At 64.1% G+C, this 19,634-nt stretch carries 21 protein-coding genes; 13 read left to right on the top strand and 8 right to left on the bottom strand.

The window, feature by feature from the left end; genetic code table 11:
• Window positions 1–7 precede the first annotated feature (7 nt).
• From pdxA to GTK01_RS12635, 3 genes are read left to right on the top strand one after another with little or no spacing between them, the layout of a single operon-like run.
• Window positions 8–1,003 carry a 4-hydroxythreonine-4-phosphate dehydrogenase PdxA gene (gene pdxA, locus GTK01_RS12645; RefSeq protein ID WP_252926251.1) on the top strand — a complete coding sequence of 332 codons (996 nt, stop codon included), beginning with the start codon at window positions 8–10 and terminating at the stop codon, window positions 1,001–1,003.
• The gene (gene rsmA / locus GTK01_RS12640; protein ID WP_252926250.1) at window positions 1,000–1,827 is read left to right on the top strand and encodes a 16S rRNA (adenine(1518)-N(6)/adenine(1519)-N(6))-dimethyltransferase RsmA; all 828 of its coding nucleotides are present in this window, start codon (window positions 1,000–1,002) and stop codon (window positions 1,825–1,827) included. Before pdxA ends, rsmA begins: the two co-directional genes overlap by 4 nt.
• 22 nt (window positions 1,828–1,849) lie before the next feature.
• The gene (locus tag GTK01_RS12635) at window positions 1,850–2,251 is read left to right on the top strand and encodes a VOC family protein (RefSeq protein ID WP_252926249.1); all 402 of its coding nucleotides are present in this window, start codon (window positions 1,850–1,852) and stop codon (window positions 2,249–2,251) included.
• Between the two features lie 4 nt (window positions 2,252–2,255).
• Here GTK01_RS12635 and gmk read toward each other — a convergent pair whose 3' ends face one another.
• The 7 genes from gmk to fabD all read right to left on the bottom strand — a co-directional run bounded on the left by gmk (window position 2,256) and on the right by fabD (window position 8,599).
• The gene (gene gmk / locus GTK01_RS12630; RefSeq protein WP_252926248.1) at window positions 2,256–2,909 is read right to left on the bottom strand and encodes a guanylate kinase; all 654 of its coding nucleotides are present in this window, start codon (window positions 2,907–2,909) and stop codon (window positions 2,256–2,258) included.
• Window positions 2,910–2,911: 2 nt separating this feature from the next.
• Window positions 2,912–3,802: a YicC/YloC family endoribonuclease gene (locus GTK01_RS12625; protein ID WP_252926247.1), complete on the bottom strand. Its 891-nt coding sequence runs from the start codon at window positions 3,800–3,802 to the stop codon at window positions 2,912–2,914.
• A gap of 21 nt (window positions 3,803–3,823) precedes the next feature.
• The gene (gene mltG / locus GTK01_RS12620; protein ID WP_252926246.1) at window positions 3,824–5,020 is read right to left on the bottom strand and encodes an endolytic transglycosylase MltG; all 1,197 of its coding nucleotides are present in this window, start codon (window positions 5,018–5,020) and stop codon (window positions 3,824–3,826) included.
• Window positions 5,021–5,114: 94 nt separating this feature from the next.
• Window positions 5,115–6,377: a beta-ketoacyl-ACP synthase II gene (fabF, locus tag GTK01_RS12615; RefSeq protein WP_252926245.1), complete on the bottom strand. Its 1,263-nt coding sequence runs from the start codon at window positions 6,375–6,377 to the stop codon at window positions 5,115–5,117.
• A gap of 49 nt (window positions 6,378–6,426) precedes the next feature.
• On the bottom strand, window positions 6,427–6,663 hold the full coding sequence (locus GTK01_RS12610; protein ID WP_024586204.1) for an acyl carrier protein: 237 nt from the start codon (window positions 6,661–6,663) through the stop codon (window positions 6,427–6,429).
• Window positions 6,664–6,899: 236 nt separating this feature from the next.
• Window positions 6,900–7,637, bottom strand: coding sequence for a 3-oxoacyl-[acyl-carrier-protein] reductase (fabG, locus tag GTK01_RS12605; RefSeq protein WP_252926244.1), 738 nt, complete (start codon window positions 7,635–7,637; stop codon window positions 6,900–6,902).
• 20 nt (window positions 7,638–7,657) lie between these two features.
• A complete protein-coding gene (gene fabD / locus GTK01_RS12600) occupies window positions 7,658–8,599 on the bottom strand; it encodes an ACP S-malonyltransferase (RefSeq protein ID WP_252926243.1) in 942 nt (313 codons plus the stop codon).
• A gap of 353 nt (window positions 8,600–8,952) precedes the next feature.
• Between fabD and rpsF the strand changes: the two genes are divergently transcribed.
• From rpsF to GTK01_RS12550, 10 genes are all read left to right on the top strand, one after another.
• Window positions 8,953–9,441, top strand: coding sequence for a 30S ribosomal protein S6 (gene rpsF, locus GTK01_RS12595; protein WP_252926242.1), 489 nt, complete (start codon window positions 8,953–8,955; stop codon window positions 9,439–9,441).
• Window positions 9,441–9,689: a 30S ribosomal protein S18 gene (gene rpsR / locus GTK01_RS12590; RefSeq protein WP_002963610.1), complete on the top strand. Its 249-nt coding sequence runs from the start codon at window positions 9,441–9,443 to the stop codon at window positions 9,687–9,689. Before rpsF ends, rpsR begins: the two co-directional genes overlap by 1 nt.
• Before the next feature lie 195 nt (window positions 9,690–9,884).
• The gene (gene rplI, locus GTK01_RS12585; protein ID WP_252926241.1) at window positions 9,885–10,502 is read left to right on the top strand and encodes a 50S ribosomal protein L9; all 618 of its coding nucleotides are present in this window, start codon (window positions 9,885–9,887) and stop codon (window positions 10,500–10,502) included.
• A gap of 142 nt (window positions 10,503–10,644) precedes the next feature.
• On the top strand, window positions 10,645–11,901 hold the full coding sequence (locus tag GTK01_RS12580; RefSeq protein ID WP_252926240.1) for a cyclopropane-fatty-acyl-phospholipid synthase family protein: 1,257 nt from the start codon (window positions 10,645–10,647) through the stop codon (window positions 11,899–11,901).
• A 189-nt stretch (window positions 11,902–12,090) separates the two neighbouring features.
• Window positions 12,091–13,581, top strand: a complete 1,491-nt coding sequence (locus tag GTK01_RS12575; protein ID WP_252926239.1) for a replicative DNA helicase — start codon at window positions 12,091–12,093, stop codon at window positions 13,579–13,581.
• Window positions 13,582–14,763 (top strand): alanine racemase, encoded by a 1,182-nt coding sequence (alr, locus tag GTK01_RS12570; RefSeq protein ID WP_252926238.1) that lies wholly within the window; start codon window positions 13,582–13,584, stop codon window positions 14,761–14,763.
• Window positions 14,756–16,162: a DNA repair protein RadA gene (gene radA / locus GTK01_RS12565; protein WP_252926237.1), complete on the top strand. Its 1,407-nt coding sequence runs from the start codon at window positions 14,756–14,758 to the stop codon at window positions 16,160–16,162. Before alr ends, radA begins: the two co-directional genes overlap by 8 nt.
• A 51-nt stretch (window positions 16,163–16,213) precedes the next feature.
• Complete coding sequence (locus tag GTK01_RS12560) at window positions 16,214–16,756, top strand: CvpA family protein (protein ID WP_252926236.1); 543 nt, start codon at window positions 16,214–16,216, stop codon at window positions 16,754–16,756.
• Window positions 16,757–16,812: 56 nt separating this feature from the next.
• Window positions 16,813–18,285, top strand: a complete 1,473-nt coding sequence (gene purF, locus GTK01_RS12555; protein ID WP_252926235.1) for an amidophosphoribosyltransferase — start codon at window positions 16,813–16,815, stop codon at window positions 18,283–18,285.
• A gap of 12 nt (window positions 18,286–18,297) precedes the next feature.
• On the top strand, window positions 18,298–19,029 hold the full coding sequence (locus GTK01_RS12550) for an SDR family NAD(P)-dependent oxidoreductase (RefSeq protein WP_252926234.1): 732 nt from the start codon (window positions 18,298–18,300) through the stop codon (window positions 19,027–19,029).
• Here GTK01_RS12550 and GTK01_RS12545 read toward each other — a convergent pair.
• On the bottom strand, window positions 19,026–19,529 hold the full coding sequence (locus tag GTK01_RS12545) for an OsmC family protein (RefSeq protein WP_252926233.1): 504 nt from the start codon (window positions 19,527–19,529) through the stop codon (window positions 19,026–19,028). The two genes, GTK01_RS12550 and GTK01_RS12545, sit on opposite strands and share 4 nt — an antisense overlap.
• Window positions 19,530–19,634 lie beyond the last annotated feature (105 nt).

Raw genomic sequence — 19,634 nt, 5'->3', positions numbered from 1 at the left:
GGTCGTCGTGCCGGCACCCCTTGTCATCACCTGCGGCGATCCCTCGGGAATTGGCCCGGAGCTCATCCTCAAGGCGTGGGCTTCACGCGGCGAAGCGCAGATCACGCCCTTCGCGGTCCTCGCCGACCCGCAGCTCATTCGCGATCGATCCCGCCTGCTTGGCATCGACGTTCCCACCATCGAGGGCATCGGCGACGCCAAGACCTTCGCCACTGCGCTTCCCGTGATCCCCCTTGCGAACAGCTTCGTGGACCGCCCAGGCTCGCCCTTGCGCGAGAACGCCGCTGGCGTCATCGAAGCCATCGAGCGGGCCGCCGAGCTGGTCTCCAACGGCGATGCGCGGGCGATCGTCACGGCCCCGATTTCGAAGAAGCCGCTTTACGAGGCCGGCTTCCGCTTCCCCGGTCACACCGAGTATCTCGGCCACCTCGCCGCGGCACGCTACGGCCGCCCGATGCAACCGGTGATGATGCTAGCAGGACCCGAGCTTCGCGCCGTGCCGGTAACGATCCACATCGCACTCGCAGACGTTCCTGCGGCCCTCACGCGCGAACTGATCGTCTCGACATGCCGGATCGTCGCTGCCGACCTTGCTTCGCGTTTCGGCATCGGGCGACCGCGCCTTGCGGTGACAGGTCTCAATCCACATGCGGGCGAAGGCGGCGCCATGGGCCGCGAGGAAATCGAAACGATCGGACCCGCAATCGAAGCTCTCAACGAAGAGGGCATAGACGCGTACGGCCCCCTGCCCGCCGACACCATGTTCCATGCCCGTGCGCGGCAAAGCTATGACGCGGCCATCTGCATGTATCATGACCAAGCGCTGATCCCGGCAAAGGCGCTTTCCTTCGACGAGACTGTCAATGTCACGCTCGGCCTGCCTTTTGTCCGTACTTCGCCCGACCACGGCACCGCCTTCGACATCGCGGCCAAGGGCATTGCGCGGCCCGACAGCCTCATCGCCGCGATCCGTATGGCCGACCGCATGAGCCTCCCGGCATGAGCATCGATGGCCTGCCGCCGCTGCGCGACGTAATCGCGCGGCACGAATTGCGCGCCAAGAAGTCGCTCGGGCAGAATTTCCTTCTCGACCTGAACATCACGTCCAAAGTCGCGCGCGGCGCCGGCGATCTGACCGGCGCGACGGTCATCGAAGTCGGCCCCGGGCCCGGGGGACTGACACGCGCGCTGCTCCTCAACGGCGCCAGGCAAGTTATCGCCATCGAGCGCGACGAGCGCTGTATGGCGGCACTGGAGGAAGTCTCCGCACACTATCCAGGCCGCCTCACCGTTATCCCGGGAGACGCGCTGACAACCGATTTCGCCGCGCTTGCCAAGGACGCCGACGACGTGCGGATCGTCGCCAATCTGCCTTACAATATCGGCACAGAGCTGCTGATCCGCTGGCTCTCGGTCGAGCCGTGGCCGCCCTACTGGAATTCGTTGACGCTGATGTTCCAGAAGGAAGTCGCCCAACGCATCGTCGCGACGCCGGACGACGACGCCTATGGCCGGCTTGCCGTGCTCGCGGGCTGGCGCACACATGCTGACATCCTCTTCGACCTGCCGCCGCAGGCCTTCACGCCGCCGCCCAAGGTAACGTCGGCCGTCGTGCACCTGGTGCCGCGTGCGGTGCCCTTGCCGGTCGAGGCGGCGAAGCTGTCCAGGGTTACGGAATTCGCCTTCGGTCAGCGCCGCAAGATGCTTCGGCAAAGCCTGAAGCCGCTCGGCGGGGAGACGCTTCTCGAACGCGTCGCAATCGAGCCGACGCGGCGCGCCGAGACGCTTTCGGTCGCTGAGTTCGTGCGGATCGCGCAGGCGATCTGAGCATTTCCGGAAGGAGGTTCTCATGGCCGTGAAGACCATTCATCCATTCCTGATGTTTCAGGACGGGACTGGCATTGCCGCGCTGGAATTCTACCGCGAAATCTTTCCCGACATGACCGTCGAGCGGCTCGATCGCTACGGCCCCGGCGCGCCGGGGCCGGAAGACACGATCCACCGCGCAGAATTCACCATTGCCGGCCAAACCGTGCATGCGACCGACAGCTTCGTGCGGCATGACTTCGACTTTACGCCGTCCTTCTCCTTCTTCGTCCAGTGCGGGACGGAAGACGAGGTGACGGTGCTGGCGGACCGGCTGAAGGACGGCGGCGCGGAACTGATGCCGGCCGGTGATTACGGCTTTTCGAAATGCTTCGCCTGGGTGAACGACCGCTTCGGCGTCTCCTGGCAGGTCAATTGCGACTGAATGTTCAGATTTTCTCGTCGAGCAGGCCGCTGACGAAGTCGAACAGGCCGGGACGTCTGTCGCGGCGCAAGCGCTCGGCCTTCACGATCGCCTCCACGGCATGGAAGGCGCGATCGAGGTCGTCATTGACGACGACGTAATCATACTCCCGCCAGTGCTCGATCTCGACGCGCGCGTTCTTAAGCCGCGCCTCGATCACGTCGGCATTGTCCTCGGCGCGTCGCGTCAGGCGTGAAGCGAGCTCGCGCATCGATGGCGGCAGGATGAAGATGGAGACGATGTCGCCGCGCATCTTGTCGCGAAGCTGCTGCGCGCCCTGCCAGTCGATGTCGAACAGCATGTCGCGGCCTTTCGCCATGGCCTCTTCGGCCGGTTCGCGGGGCGTGGCGTAGAAGTTGCCGTGCACCTCGGCCCATTCGAGCAGCGCATCATTGTCGCGCAGGAGCTCGAACTCGCGCTTGGTGCGGAAATGATAGTGGACGCCGTCGATCTCGCTGGGGCGCCGCGGACGCGTGGTGACGCTGACCGAAAGCTGAAAGGCTGGATCGCTTTCCAGGAGAGTACGCGCGATCGTCGACTTGCCTGCGCCCGAGGGCGAGGAAATAACAAGCATGAGACCGCGCCGGCGGATCGCCGCGGAGGGAAGTTCAGTTTGCATTCCTACTCCAGATTCTGGACCTGTTCGCGGAACTGGTCGATGACCGCCTTCAGTTCCAGCCCGATCGCGGTGATGGCCGCCGCGTTCGATTTGGAGCACAACGTATTCGATTCCCGGTTAAATTCCTGCGAAAGAAAGTCGAGCCGCCGCCCGACCGTGCCGCCGCCGGCCAGAAGCGCGCGCGCGGACGCGATATGGGTGCGCAGCCGGTCGATTTCCTCGCGAATGTCGGCCTTGGTCGCAAGAAAGGCAGCCTCGGCGTTCAGCCGCGCCTCGTCCAGCGGCGCGCCGGTCTCGAGCAGCAGCCGAACCTGATCGCCAAGGCGCGCGCGGATCGCGGCGGGATCGCGCGATGGATCGGCGGCGGCCCGTTCCGTCAGACTTTCGATCCGGTCGATCTGCTCGAGCATGATGGCCTTAAGCGCCTGGCCTTCCGCCCGCCGCGCCTCGGTCAGGCCGGCAAGAGCCCTGACGAGGACGGAAAGAATGGCGGCTTCGCGGGCGGTGCGCTCTTCGTCGTCGAGGATGCTGTCCTGGATCTCGATCACGCCGCGCAAGCCGAGCAGGCCGTCGGCACGCGCGGGCGCAAGGCCGAAATCCTGTTCTAGACGCTGTGCCAGCGTCGCCAGTTCGACGAGTAGCGTTTCGTTGACGGTGACGGCAGTCGCCGCGCCGGACGCACGGGCTACGGAGAGGTTGGCGTAGATGTTGCCGCGCTGGAAGGTCTTTTGCAGGGCCTGGCGCGCCGGCTGCTCGACGCCCTCATGGCCCGGCGGAAGGCGCAAGCGCGCGTCCAGCCCCTTACCGTTGACCGATTTGAGCTCCCAGACGATCTGGTCGTCGCCGGCCTGTCCCGATGCCCGGGCAAAGCCCGTCATGCTCTCGATCGTCATGCTGCCCCCGCTTGCAACCGGCTATTCGTCCTCGAGGACCTCGTCGGCCAGAACCGCATCCTCCTCGCTCGGAGCAGCGCCCGCGGCCTGTCGCTCGCGTTCGATCTGGCGCCAGCGGGCGACGTTGCGATTGTGCTCTTCGAGGGTCTCGGCAAACGCATGCCCGCCGCTCCCATCAGCCACGAAATAGAGATCATCGGTCTGAGACGGGTTGGCGACCGCCTCAAGCGACGCGCGGCCGGGGATGGCAATCGGCGCGGGCGGAAGGCCAGCGATGCGATAGGTGTTGTAGGGCGTATCGCTTTCGATGTCGGACCGGTAGATCGGCCGGTCGGATGGCTTCCCCTCGCCGCCGAACAGTCCATAGAGGAAGGTCGGGTCCGACTGGAGGCGCATGCCCCGATTGAGCCGGTTAATGAAGACGGAGGCAACGTGCGGGCGCTCGTCGGCGCGGCCGGTCTCCTTCTCGACGATCGACGCCAGCGTCACGAACTCCTCGATCGTATCGATCGGCAGATCGTCGTCGCGGCGCGCCCAGATTTCCTCGATCATCCGCTGCTGGTCGGCGGTCAGGCGTTCGATCAGTTCCTGCCGGTCCATTCCGCGGGTGAAGCGGATCGTATCCGCCGCGAGCGAGCCTTCCGGCGGCAGATCGGAGGGCATTTCGCCTTCAAGTTCCTCCATCGCCGCGATGCGGGCCAAAGCCTGGTGGACTGTGAAGCCTTCCGGGATCGTCAGTGCGTGGAGAACCGAGCGGCCGCTCTTGAGAAGTTCCATGATCTCATACATGGAAGCGCCTGCTTTGACTTCATATTCGCCGGCGCGCAGATTGGCGTCGCTGCCATAGGCGCGAAGGCCGAGGCGGAACAGCCGGGCGTCGCTGATCAGCCCTTGGCGCTCCAGTGTCGCGGCAATCTCGGACGTGCCTGTGTTGGGGCGGATGAGCACAGTCTGCGTCGTCGTCGACGGACCCTCGCCCTCGAACTGCACCTTGCCATAGTAGACCGCCGCGCCAGCCGCCAGAGTGGCGAACACGATGCAGGACATGACGAAATTCATGAAAATGACGAACTGACTGCGCGAACGGCGCGAGCGGCGGACCGGTGGTGGCGTGCCAGCCTGAGGGCGCAACGCTTCGCTGCCCGATTTCGGGACGATCGGGCGCGCTTGCATGGGCGGCTGGGACTGCTGTGGCCCGCCTGCAGGATCAGTGGTCATCTGGCCTCAAGCTTTCGAAATGCAATGGAATCGCCACGCAAGGTAGCGCCCAATATGGCAAAATCTTTGCGCGGTCGGAACGGCTACGGGAGGATCAGCCGCTATAGCGCTGGAAAACGAGCGATGCGTTGGTGCCACCGAAGCCGAACGAGTTCGACAGGGCGACATTGATCTCCCGCTCACGCGGCTTGTGCGGAACGAGGTCGATCGCCGTCTCCTTGGACGGATTGTCGAGGTTCAGCGTCGCGGGCGCGATATTGTCGCGAATGGCGAGGATCGAGAAGATCGCCTCGGCCGCGCCGGCCGCGCCGAGCAGGTGGCCGATCGACGACTTTGTCGATGACATCGAGATCTTCGAAGCTGCGTCGCCCACAAGACGCTCTACCGCGCCGAGTTCAATCGTGTCGGCCATGGTCGAGGTGCCGTGCGCGTTGATGTAGTCGACGTCGGACGGCTTCAGGCCGGCGCGCTTGAGCGCCATGGTCATGCAGCGGAAAGCGCCGTCGCCGTCTTCTGACGGCGCAGTGATGTGATAGGCGTCGCCCGACAGGCCGTAGCCGACGATTTCGGCATAGATCTTGGCGCCGCGCGCCTTGGCATGCTCGAGCTCTTCCAGAACCACGACGCCGGCGCCCTCGCCCATGACGAAGCCGTCACGGTCCTTGTCGTAGGGTCGCGAGGCCTTCTGCGGCGTGTCGTTGAAATCGGTGGAGAGGGCCTTGCAGGCTGAGAAACCGGCGATGGAAAGCCGCGTGATCGGCGATTCCGCGCCGCCGGCGAGCATCACATCCGCGTCGCCGAAGGCGATCAGCCGGGCCGCGTCGCCGATGGCGTGCGCGCCGGTCGAACAGGCGGTGACGACCGCGTGATTCGGCCCCTTGAGACCATGTCGGATCGAAACCTGGCCGGAAACCAGGTTGATGATGTTGCCAGGAATGAAAAATGGCGAGATGCGGCGCGGGCCGCGCTCTTGCAGGATCAGCGCGTTTTCCGCGATGCCTTCGATGCCGCCGATGCCCGAACCGATCATGACGCCCGTGGCGTTCTGGTCGTCGGCGCTGGTCGGCTTCCAGCCGGAATCGGCTAGCGCCAGCTCGGCTGCGGCGACGCCGTACAAAATGAAGTCGCCGACCTTGCGCTGTTCCTTCGGTTCCATGAACGCATCAGGATCGAAGGCGCCTTCCTGCGACATGTCGCGCGGGATCGGCATAGCGATCTTGCAGGGAAGATCGCTCGTCTCGAATTGGTCGATGGGCCGCGCAGCGCTTTTGCCGGAAAGGAGTTCCTTCCAGCCATGTTCAACACCGACGCCGAATGGCGACAGAAGGCCTAGGCCCGTGACGACGACGCGTCTCATTGCCGGTCCTCCCCAGACATCAAAGCTAGCGGTTGCGCGGCCGATCGGATCAGGCGGTGGCCTTCTCGATGAACTTGACGGCGTCTCCGACCGTCAGGATCGTCTCGGCGGCATCGTCCGGAATCTCGACGCCGAACTCTTCCTCGAAGGCCATGACGAGTTCGACCGTGTCCAGGCTGTCTGCGCCCAGATCGTCGATGAAGCTCGCGCCTTCCGTGACCTTGTCGGCTTCGACGCCCAGGTGCTCGACGACGATCTTCTTGACCCGTTCTGCGGTATCGCTCATTTCGAAAAACCCTCGAGTTTGTTGTTGGGTAAAAGGTGTTTGGTCTTCGTTAGCCGTCCGACTGCGGCTAGGCAAGCTCAAAAGATGGCTCCGAAACCTGCGAAGAAGTCCCTCTCAAACCGCGCTATTTCGCGGCGGTTGCGGCCCGATTACACGACTTCTCGACGGGTTCCAAGGCGAAAGCGCACGCTTTTCGACTGAAAAGATCCCCGTTGCGTCGTTTCGCGCGCGAACGATCAGATCATTGCCATTCCGCCATTGACGTGCAGCGTCTGCCCGGTGACGTAGCCGCCAGCGTCCGATGCAAGGTAGATGACGGCAGCCGCGATGTCGTCGCCCTTGCCCATCTTCTTCATCGGGATCGCGCCCATGATTGCCTCGCGCTGCTTGTCGTTCAGCTTGTCGGTCATGGCCGATTCGATGAAACCGGGCGCAACGCAGTTGACGGTGACGTTGCGCGTCGCGATCTCCTGCGCGAGCGACTTGGAAAAGCCGATCAAGCCCGCTTTGGAGGCGCAATAGTTCGCCTGGCCCGGATTGCCCGTGACGGCGACGACGGAGGTGATGTTGATGATGCGTCCGGAACGGCGGCGCATCATCGGATGCGTCAGTTCGCGGGTCAGGCGGAAGACGGCGCCGAGATTGACGTCGAGGACGGAATCCCAGTCATCGTCCGACATGCGCACGAAGAGACCGTCACGCGTGATGCCGGCATTGTTGACGAGAATATCGACGCCTTCGAGCTCCGTCTCGGCCTTCTTTCCCAGCTCCTTGACGGCTTCGCGGTCCGACAGGTTGGCGGGGAAAATCTTGACGCGTTCGCCGAACTCGGCCGCCAGCCCCTCAAGCTTCTCGACGCGCGTACCGTGAATGCCGACGGTCGCGCCGGCCTTGTGCAACGCGCGAGCGACCGCTTCGCCGATGCCGCCGGTCGCACCCGTGACGAGCGCCTTCTTTCCAGTCAAATCGAACATTTGGGTTCCTTTCGGATGAATCAGGCCAGATTGGCGAGCGCGGTCTCGACATCCTGCGGCGTCGTGATCGACACCGGCGTCAGGTCGCGGTTGATGCGGCGGGCGAGCCCCGAAAGGACCTTGCCAGTCCCAACTTCATAAAGCGTCGTCACGTCGTTTGCAGCGAACCACTCGATCGTCTCGCGCCAACGCACTTGGCCGGTGACCTGCTGAACAAGGCTGTCGACGATCGCATCGGGATCGGTGAGCGGCGAGACAGTGACGTTGGAGATGACCGGCACGACGGGCGCCTTCTTTTCGACCGCGCCGAGCGCGACGCGCATGGCGTCGGCCGCGGGGGACATCAGCGCCGAATGAAAGGGCGCGGAGACGGGAAGCATCAGTGCGCGCTTGGCTCCCTTTTCGGTGGCGATGCGCGCGGCCTCGGTGACCGCATCCTTCGAACCGGAAATGACGAGCTGGCCGCCGCCATTGTCGTTCGCGATCTGGCAGACGCCTTTCGAAGAAGCTTCCTCACAGGCCGCTTGCACGACATCCTGCTCCAGTCCGATGATCGCGGCCATTGCGCCCTCGCCGACCGGCACGGCCGCCTGCATGGCGTTGCCGCGCGTGCGCAGAAGGCGGGCGGTGTCAGCGACCGAGAACATGCCCGCCGCGCACAGCGCCGAATACTCACCGAGCGAATGGCCGGCAACGTAGGAGACCTTCGAGTTCAAGTCGAAACCGCGCGCTTCCATGGCGCGGATCGCGGCCATCGAGACGGCCATGAGCGCAGGCTGCGCGTTGGCGGTCAGCGTCAGCTTCTCCTCCGGCCCTTCCCACATGATGGCGGACAGCTTCTCGCCGAGCGCCGCGTCGACCTCGTCGAAGACCGCGCGCGCCTCGGGAAAGGCATCCGCAAGATCCTTGCCCATGCCGACCGACTGGCTGCCCTGTCCCGGAAAGGTAAATGCAATCGCCACAGCGCGTCTCCTCTGGTCGTCCTGTCCGCTCTCGTGGCAAAGCGTGTTGCGCAGGCGGAGCCGGAAAGTCAAGGCTGGCGGCAGATGGCCTCCAGGCGGAGCCCGAGGATTGCATCGCGGCGCGGATGGTGTATATGAGCCGCACTCTGCCGGTCCTAGCTGGGGGCTGAACGGAGGGCCATGAGCGTTTCTCCACAGATCTGCACATGAATGAAGGCCAGGTGCCTTCGGCCTCCCGTGTCTCCGCTCTCGACCGTCTCGACCACAGCCTTTCTTCCCGCCTCGCGGGTGAGAGAAGTTGATGAGGCTTTTGCCGCTGGCGCCGTGCAGAGAAACGAAGAAAGGCAAAGAACATGGCACTTTACGAACACGTGTTTCTTGCCCGCCAGGACCTCTCCGCGCAGCAGGTCGATGCCCTCGTCGAACAGTACAAGGGTGTCATCGAAGCGCATGAAGGTTCGGTTGGCCGGGTCGAGAACTGGGGCCTCAAGTCCCTCACCTACCGCATCAACAAGAACCGCAAGGCTTACTATACCTTGATGGACATCACCGCGCCCGCGGCCGCCATCCAGGAGATGGAACGCCAGATGGGCCTGTCGGAAGACATCTTGCGCTTCATGACGGTCAAGGTCGATGCGCACGAGGAAGGCCCGTCCGCAATGATGCAGAAGCGCGACGACCGTGGTGATCGCGGCGATCGTGGCCCGCGCGGCGACCGCTTCGGCGGTGATCGCGACCGTGGCCCGCGTGGCGACCGCGACGATCGTGGTCCCCGTGGCGATCGCGACGATCGCGGCCCGCGCCGTCCGCGCGAAACCCAGGCTGAAGGAGCTGGCGCATAATGGTCGACATCAACCAGATCCCCACCCGCCGGCCGTTCCACCGCCGCCGCAAGACCTGCCCGTTCTCCGGCGCCAACGCGCCGAAGATCGACTACAAGGACGTCAAGCTCTTGCAGCGCTACATTTCCGAGCGCGGCAAGATCGTTCCGTCCCGCATCACGGCCGTCAGCCAGAAGAAGCAGCGCGAACTCGCCAAGGCGATCAAGCGCGCCCGCTTCTTGGGCCTGCTGCCCTACGTGGTGAAGTAAGACCTTCGAAGGGGCGGGTTACCGCCCCTTCCCTCCCGGCGTGATCGGCATGCCGGCGAGACGAGAATTCCGAGTTGGAGCGCACCGCTCCTAACTGCCAACCGGCAGGACAGCGCCTGAAGATGCCGCCGCTTTGTGCTTCTTCTTTCCTGTTCCTGCCCGCCGGACAACCGGTGAGAAAAAAGGAACAGCGACATGCAAGTCATTCTGCTTGAACGTATTTCGAAGCTCGGCCAGATGGGCGAGACCGTGAAGGTCAAGGACGGGTTCGCCCGCAACTTCCTTTTGCCGCAGGGCAAGGCGCTGCGCGCCAATGAAACCAACAAGAAGAAGTTCGAGGGCCAGCGCGCCCAGCTCGAAGCTCGCAATCTCGAGCGCAAGAACGAAGCCCAGAAGATCGCCGACGAGCTCGACGGCAAGACCTTCGTGGTCGTCCGTTCGGCTGGTGAAACCGGACAGCTCTACGGCTCGGTCTCCACGCGCGACATCTCCGACATCGTGACCGAGGAAGGGTTCTCGGTCGGCCGCAACCAGGTCGAACTGAACCAGCCGATCAAGACCATCGGCCTGACCAACGTCGCCATCGCGCTCCACCCGGAAGTCGAAGTGACGATTACGCTCAACATCGCGCGCTCCGCCGATGAAGCCGAGCGTCAGGCACGCGGCGAGACGCTCGATTCGGCCGAAGCCATCTATGGCGACGACATCAACGAGAACGCCCGTCCCGACGCTTTCTTCGATCCGGACGCCGAGTTCGGCGACGAGGGTGAGGAAGGCGAAGAAGTTGGCGGCGACGAGGGCGAGGAGCGCTAAGTTCGCGACATCATCGCTAATGTCCAGGAACGCCCGGACCTCTGGTTCGGGCGTTTTGCATTTGTGGACCGATCGACAGTCTTCAAATCGCGATCTTCTTCCCTTAGGTTAGACGGATCGTGTCGAACCTCTTGGTCCTGCGATGTTTTGGTTGCTGAATCGTCTCGGCCGCCGGCTCGTCAGAACCGGAAACCTGCTCGTGACGGATTCGCGTGGCGAGCAGTACCGGTTCGGTGACGGCTCGGGTACGCCGCTTCACATTGCAATCCGCACGCGTCTTGCGGAACGCGCCATCTCGCTCAACCCGTCGCTGGGTGTGCCCGAAGCCTATATGGCCGGAGACCTCGACTTCCTCGAAGGCGACCTCCTCGATTTCGTGCGCTTCTCCTACGCCAATCTCGACATCGCCTATGCGAAGCTCGCAACGCTGAAGGCCGCGGAAACGGGACGCAGGCTTGCCAAGCGCATCCATCAGTGGAACCCGGCATCGCGCTCGCGCGCCAATGTCAGGCATCACTACGACCTGTCCGGCGAACTCTACCGGCTCTTCCTTGACGCGGATATGCAGTATTCCTGCGCCTATTTCGAGCGGCCGGACATGACGCTGGACGAGGCGCAGCTTGCCAAGAAGCGGCACCTTGCGGCCAAGCTCGGCATGCGGCCCGGCCTCAACGTTCTCGACATCGGCTCTGGCTGGGGTGGGCTAGGCATCTATCTCGCGCAGCAATTCGACGCGGACGTTCTCGGCGTCACCCTGTCGGACGAGCAGCACAAGGTCGCGACCGACCGCGCGCATCGTCTCGGGCTCGAGCGCCATGTCCATTTTGAAATCCGCGACTATCGCAATCTTCAGGAGCGCTTCGATCGGATTGTCTCGGTAGGAATGTTCGAGCATGTCGGCGTCAACCACTACCGGGCCTTCTTCGACACCTGCGCAAAGCTCTTGAAGCCCGACGGCGTCATGGTGCTGCATGCGATCGGCCGCTCCGGTCCGCCGGCCGCGACGGCGCCGTTCATCCGCAAGCACATATTCCCGGGCGGCTATATTCCCGCCCTTTCGGAGGTACTGCCCTCGATCGAGCGCTCTGGGCTGATGGTGACCGACGTCGAAATCCTACGGCTCCACTATGCCGAGACCATCCGGCACTGGCGCGAGCGGTTCGCCGCCAATCGGGAACGCGCCAGAGCGCTCTACGACGAGCGCTTCTGCCGGATGTGGGAATTCTACCTCGCCGCCTCCGAGGGCGCGTTTCGCTGGCAGGATCTGATGGTGTTCCAGATCCAGATCGCAAAGCGCAACGACATCCTGCCGCTGACCCGCGACTACATGGTCGAGACCGAGCGGAATCTCGCTCATGAGCCAGCCCCTCCCAGGCAGCGCAAGCGCCGCAAAGCCTAAACGTTGAACGGCCTGTTGCCGGCTTGCACATGTCAACCGGCGATCGCGTTTTTTCCCGTTACGCCTGTGAAGTAATGTTGATCTTGCGATTCGCCGTTGGTCCGTTCGAGCAGTCGCGCTAGACACTCATCATCCAGCCGCGATTCACGTTTCTCGTCCCGTCCGGCGCATCCGACAGATGGACATGGAATGGCCGAAGCCGCCCGCAAACTCGCTCCCGTCGAGACTCCGCTCTATCGCGAGGCCCCGAACAACATCGAGGCCGAACAGGCGCTGCTCGGCGCGATTCTCGTCAACAATGACGCGTTCTACCGCGTCTCGGACTTCCTGAAGGCGCAGCATTTCCACGAGCCGCTGCACCGCAAGATCTTCGAGGTCGCGGGCGAACTGATCCGGATGGGCAAGATGGCCAATCCGGTGACCCTCAAGACCTTCCTGCCGGCCGAGGAGAAGGTGGGCGAGATGACCGTCTCGCACTATCTCGCGCGTCTGGCCGCCGAGGCCGTCAACGTCATCAACGCCGCCGACTATGGCCGCGCGATCTATGATCTTGCCACACGCCGAGCGCTGATCACCGTCGGCGAGGACATGGTCAACATTGCTTATGACGCGCCGGTCGACATGTCGCCGGCTGCGCAGATCGAGGATGCGGAGCGCCGCCTCTTTGAGCTGGCCGAGACCGGCCGCTACGATGGCGGGTTCGAAAGCTTCTCGGACGCGGTGAAGACCGCGATCGACATGGCCGCCGCCGCCTACCAGCGCGACGGCCACCTTTCCGGCGTCTCGTCGGGCCTGCGCGACCTCGATGCCAAGATGGGCGGCCTGCAGCCTTCCGACCTGATCATCCTTGCCGGCCGTCCCGGCATGGGCAAGACATCGCTTGCCACCAACATCGCCTTCAACATCGCGCATGCCTATGAGCCCGAGCCGCAGGCGGACGGCTCGTTCAAGGCGAAGAACGGCGGCGTGATCGGTTTCTTCTCGCTCGAAATGTCGGCCGAGCAGCTTGCAACCCGTATCATCTCCGAGCAGGCCGAGGTACCTTCCTCCAAAATCCGGCGCGGCGACCTGACCGAGGCCGATTTCGAGAAACTGGTCGGCTGCACGCAAACGCTGCAGAAAATCCCGCTCTTCATCGACGCGACCGGCGGCATCTCGATCGCGCAGCTTTCCGCCCGCGCCCGGCGGCTCAAGCGCCAGCGGGGGCTCGACGTGCTCGTCATCGACTACGTCCAGCTCATGCAGGGCTCTTCGAAGGCCTCGGCGCAAAACCGCGTGCAGGAAATCACCGAGATCACGACCGGCCTGAAATCGCTCGCCAAGGAACTCAACGTCCCGATCATCGCGCTCTCCCAGCTTTCGCGTCAGGTCGAAAGCCGCGACGACAAGCGGCCGCAGCTTTCCGACCTTCGCGAATCGGGCTCGATCGAGCAGGATGCGGACGTGGTGCTGTTCGTCTATCGCGACGAATACTACCTGAAGAACAAGGAGCCCGAGCGAAACACGCTCGAGCATCAGGAGTGGGAGACGAAACTGAACGAGGTGCGCGGCAAGGCCGAAGTGATCATCGCCAAGCAGCGTCACGGGCCGACCGGCACCGTCTCGCTTTCCTTCGTGGGCGAATTCACGCGCTTTGCCGATCTGGCCGAGGAGCATCATCTGCCCGAGCGGTTCGAGTAATTGGCGTTTCTTTCAGCTAACCCGGCGGAAATCGATCCGCGCATCTGCGGCGGGCGCCTGTCGATCGACGTCGAGGCGCTGGCGGCGAATTACAGGCTTCTGGCAGCCAAGGCGCGGCCTGCGCGTGTTGCGGGCGTCGTCAAGGCCAACGCCTACGGGCTCGGCATCGACGTTGTCGCGCCGGTGCTCTGGGCCGAGGGTTGCCGCGTTTTCTTCGTCGCGCTGCCTCAGGAAGGCATGGCTCTGCGCAAGCTCCTGCCGGAAGCAGACATCTATGTGCTCGCAGGGCTGTTCGAGCCGCACGCGGCGCAGGCCTACCGCGAGGCGCGCCTAATGCCGGTTCTCAATGACGAGGCCGACATTTCGCTCTGGGAGGCCTATGGCTGGGACGCATCGGATGGGCCGCGGCCCTGCGCACTCCATGTCGACACCGGCATGAACAGGCTTGGGCTTACCGGCAACGAGGTCACGCGGTTCTTCCACGAGAACAAGCTGACGCGCGCGCTGACGCCACGCCTCGTCATGAGCCATCTCGCCTGCGCCGACGATGCCGCCTCGCCGGCGAACCGGCGACAGCTCGAATCATTTCAGTCGATTGAACGGCTTTTCAAAGGCGTCGCCTCAAGCCTGGCGAACTCCGCAGGCACGTTCCTGCCGAACGACTATGCATTCGATATCGTTCGGCCGGGCATCGCGCTCTATGGGGGCGCGCCCCAGGCAGGCCTCGCGAACCCGATGCGGCCCGTCGCCACCGTCGAGGCGCGGATTGTGCAGGTGCGCGAGGCAAAGGCGGGCGAAACCGTCAGTTATGGCGGCACGGTGACGCTGAAGCGGGACACGACCATCGCGATTGCCTCTATCGGCTATGCGGACGGGCTGCATCGCGCAATCTCCGGCTCGGGCGTACCGCTGCGCGAAGCGCGGCCTCAAGGCGGGCAGGGCTTCGTCGCCGGTCGCCGCGTGCCGATTCTCGGACGGGTGACAATGGATCTGACGCTGTTCGACGTTACCGATCTTGGTCCCGGAGCTGTCGGCCATGGTGACTGGATAGAGCTTTTCGGGCCGAACATTTCCATCGATGAGGCGGCCGAGACTTCAGGAACGATTGCTTATGAGCTGCTGACTTCGCTTGGGGGGCGGTATTTGCGGCGGACCGTTCACGGGATGCGTGCACATGGCTAAATCCCGCACCCAGTTCATCTGCCAGAATTGCGGCACTGTTCACACGCGATGGGCCGGCAAGTGCGATGCGTGCGGAGAGTGGAACACGCTTGTCGAGGAAGGCTCAAATTCCGGCATCGGCGCGGGTCCGGGATCGCTGCGCTCTTCGCGCAAGGGCCGGATCGTTGCTCTCACGACGCTTTCGGGCGAGATCGAGGAGGCGCCGCGCATCTCGACGGGCATCGCCGAGCTCGATCGCGCGACCGGCGGCGGGTTCGTGCGCGGCTCGGCGCTGCTCGTCGGCGGTGATCCGGGCATTGGTAAGTCCACGCTCTTGACGCAGGCAGCCGCTGCACTGGCACGTCGCGGACATCGGGTCGTCTACGTTTCAGGCGAGGAGGCGGTGGCACAGATCCGGCTGCGCGCGCAGCGGTTGTACGCTGCCGACACCAGCGTGGAACTCGCGGCCGAAACCAATGTCGAGGACATTCTCGCGACTATTTCCGAAGGAAAGCGGCCGGACCTCGTCATTCTCGATTCGATACAGACGCTGTGGACCGACCTCGCCGATTCGGCGCCCGGCACGGTGACGCAGGTGCGCGCATCGGCACAGGCGATGATCCGCTATGCCAAGTCGACCGGCTGCGCGATCGTCCTCGTCGGCCATGTCACCAAGGACGGTCAGATAGCGGGACCGCGCGTCGTCGAACACATGGTCGACGGCGTTCTCTATTTCGAAGGCGAAGGCGGGCACCACTACCGCATCCTGCGCACCGTGAAGAACCGCTTTGGCCCGACCGACGAGATCGGCGTCTTCGAGATGTCCGACAAAGGGCTGCGGGAAGTCTCCAACCCCTCCGAGCTCTTCCTTGGCGAGCGCTCGACCAAGGCGCCGGGCGCCGCCGTCTTCGCCGGCATCGAGGGCACACGGCCGGTGCTGGTGGAAATCCAGGCGCTGGTGGCGCCCTCGCCGCTCGGCACGCCGCGCAGAGCCGTAGTGGGGTGGGACAATTCGCGCCTGTCGATGATCCTCGCCGTGCTCGAAGCGCATTGCGGCGTCAAGTTCGCGACGCATGACGTCTATCTCAACGTCGCCGGCGGCTATCGCATCTCGGAGCCAGCGGCCGACCTGGCAGTCGCGGCGGCACTGGTTTCCTCCCTCACTGGACTTGCCCTGCCTGCCGATTGCGTCTATTTCGGCGAAATCAGCCTTTCGGGCGCAATCCGGCCTGTCGCGCATGCGCAGCAGCGCCTCAAGGAAGCCGAAAAGCTGGGCTTTGCTCAGGCCGTCATGCCGCAAACGAGCGAGGAGCCAGGCAAGGGTACGGGCGCGCGGTCGACGCAGCTATCCGAGCTTGCCGATCTCGTCGTGCGCATCGCCGGCCCGTCCGGCCGCAGGGCGCGGGAGGACGACGACTAGGAACTGGAACGAGCCGGCTGGCAGAGCCGCCGGCAGGTGAACGGAGCTTCAATGCCGATTACGCTGCTGGACGGAATTCTCGTCGGCTTCACCCTCGTTTCGGCGATGCTCGCCATGGTTCGCGGCTTCTCGCGCGAAGTCCTGTCGATCGCGTCCTGGGTCGCGGCGGCAGCGGCGGCGTTCTATTTCCACCCGATCCTCGTCCCTTACGTCACGCCCTATATCGACAGCGCGCAGCTTGCGCTTTTCGCGGCGGCGGCCATCGTCTTCTTCATCGCGCTCATCATCGTCACCGTGATCACCATGAAGCTTGCGGATTTCATCATTGATTCCCGGGTGGGCGCGCTCGATCGCACACTCGGCTTCGTCTATGGCGCGGCGCGGGGTATCCTGGTCGTCGCCGTCGCCTTCCTGTTCTTCTCGTGGCTGGTCGGTTCCAACCAGCCGGGATGGGTCGCGGAGGCAAAGTCGCGGCCGCTGCTCGAAGGCATCGGCACCTGGCTCGAGGGCGTCCTGCCGGACGATCCCGAGAACTCGCTCATCGACCGGCTCGGCACGAGCGAGGACGAGACACCGCCGCCGGCCGGCAACTAGATGATCACGCGGCGCCCTCGGGCGCCGCTTCCCTTCGTTCTGAAAGGCAAGATGCCATGGCAGACGCAGACGATACCCCGTTCTCCTCCGGGGGTGACGACCGCTTTCATGACGAATGCGGCGTCTTCGGTATTTTCGGCCGGCAGGATGCCGCAGCGATCGTCACGCTCGGACTGCACGCGCTCCAGCACCGCGGGCAGGAGGCGGCCGGCATCGTTTCCTATGACGGCTCGCAGTTCCACGTCGAACGTCATATCGGCCTGATCGGCGACAGTTTCACCGACAAGTCGGTCATGGACCGATTGCAGGGCTCGCGCGCCATCGGCCATACGCGCTACGCCACCACCGGCGGCTCGGGCCTGCGCAACGTTCAGCCGTTTTTCGCGGAACTGGCCGACGGCGGTCTCGCTGTCGCGCATAACGGCAACATCACCAACGCGATGACGGTGCAGCGCCGGCTGCAGAAGGAAGGCTCGATCTTCTCGTCGACCTCCGACACCGAGACGATCCTGCATCTGATCGCGACGTCGAAGGAACGCGACACGAATTCGCGCTTCATCGATGCCGTGCGCCAACTCGAGGGCGCATTCTCTCTCGTTGCGCTGACGTCGAAGAAGATGATCGGCTGCCGCGACCCGCTCGGCATCCGTCCGCTCGTGCTCGGCGATCTCGACGGTGCCTACATCTTCGCCTCGGAGACCTGCGCCCTCGATATCATGGGCGCGCGTTTCGTGCGCGATTTGAAGCCCGGCGAAATGGTCGTCGTGACCACCAAAGGTCTGGAAAGCTTCTTTCCCTTCGAACAGGTGAAGCCGCGCTTTTGCGTGTTCGAGTATGTCTATTTCGCCCGGCCGGATTCGTCGGTCGAAGGGCGCAACGTCTATGACGTGCGCAAGCAGATCGGCGTGGAACTTGCGCGCGAAAGCCCCGTCGAGGCCGACATCGTCGTGCCGGTGCCCGATTCGGGCACGCCGGCGGCGATCGGCTTCGCGCAGGAGGCGAAACTTCCCTTCGAACTCGGCATCATCCGCAACCACTATGTCGGCCGCACCTTCATTCAGCCGTCCGATTCGATCCGGCACATGGGCGTCAAGCTCAAGCACAATGCCAATCGCCGCATGATCGAGGGCAAGCGCGTGGTGCTGGTCGATGATTCGATCGTGCGCGGCACGACCAGCCAGAAGATCGTGCAGATGGTACGCGATGCGGGCGCGCGGGAAGTGCATATGCGCATCGCCTCGCCGCCGACGCGCGCGTCGTGCTTTTACGGCGTCGACACGCCCGAAACGGCCAAGCTTCTCGCCAGCCGCATGTCGGTTGAGGAGATGGCGGAGTTCATCCGCGTCGATTCGCTCGGTTTCCTCTCGATCGACGGACTTTACCGCGCGGTGGGCGAGCCCGCACGCGACAACGAGCAGCCGCAATTCTGCGATGCCTGCTTTACCACGCAATACCCGACGCGCCTGACCGATCTCGATGGCGTCGACAATGTTCGCACGCTTTCCCTGCTTGCGAACAACGGGCAATAACAGACGGATAAGATGACGGAAAAGCTCGACCTTCAAGGGCGCGTCGCGCTTGTGACCGGCGCTTCGCGCGGCATCGGCTACCATGTCGCCAAGGAACTGGCGGCGGCCGGCGCGCACGTGATAGCCGTCGCCCGCACGGTGGGTGGACTGGAAGAACTCGACGACGAGATACAGGCGGCCGGCGGACAGGCGACGCTCGTCCCCCTCGATCTGATCGACATGCCCGGCATCGACCGGCTCGGCGGCGCGATCTTCGAGCGCTGGGGCAAGCTCGACATCCTCGTCGCCAATGCCGGCATTCTCGGCATCATCGCGCCGATCGGCCATGTCGAGGCAAAGGTGTTCGACAAGGTAATGGCGACGAACGTCACCGGGACGTGGCGATTGATCCGCTCGGTCGACCCGCTCCTGAGAAAGTCGGATGCGGGACGTGCCATCGTCATGACGTCCGACGTCGCCGCGCATCCGCGCGCCTATTGGGGCCCGTTCGCGGCGTCGAAGGCGGCCGTCGAGGCAATGGTGCGAAGCTGGGCGCTGGAGACGCAGAATTCTGCGCTGCGCGTCAATCTCGTGGATCCCGGCCCGACGCGCACGGCGCACCGCGCGCTTGCCATGCCCGGCGAAGATCCCAAGACCATTCCGCACCCATCCGAGACCGCCGCGCGGATCGCGGCGACTATTTCCCCGACGATCAGCGAAACGGGACGGCTCTTCTCTGTTCGCGAGAACCGCTTTCTCGACTAATCCGCAGTGACCGTCAGTGCGGGTTTCGTGTTGATGGTCTGGAAGACGACGCAATAGCGCTCAGTCAGCTTCAGGAGTGTGTCGATGCGCTCCTGAGGTTCGTCCGTGTCGAGATGGAATTTGAGCCGGATCGACTGGAAGCCCACGGGCGCATCCTTTGTCACGCCGAGCGTCCCTCGAAAATCGAGATCGCCCTCCGCCTCGACGCGCGCATTGCCGAGGCGGAATTCGAGCGCCGTCGCGACCGCCTTCAAGGTGACGCCGGCACAGGCGACCAACGCCTCGAGCAGCATGTCGCCGGAGCACAGTTCGGCGCCCGAGCCGCCTGTCGCCGGATGAAGACCGGCCATCGCAAGCGCCCTGCCCGTTTCGACCTTGCACGAAATCGACTGATCGTCGAGCGTGCCCTTTGCCTTGAGCGTGACGATCGCAGCCTTGGCATCGTCCTTGTAGCGGGCCTTGAGTGGTGCCTGCAGAGCCTTCAGTTCCGTCAATTCCATGATTATCTCCCCAGAGAGCGCCAATGCTAGCTGCCGGTTCGTCATCCCGCCAGTGGGACCATCGCATCGGCATCTGGATTGACCTGCGGCGTCATTCGTCTACCC

Origin of the sequence: Aliihoeflea sp. 40Bstr573, assembly GCF_024105655.1 — a bacterium.
Classification (GTDB): Bacteria; Pseudomonadota; Alphaproteobacteria; order Rhizobiales; family Rhizobiaceae; genus Aliihoeflea.
Note: the sequence above shows the minus strand (reverse complement) of the source record. Positions and strands in the feature narration are given on the sequence as shown.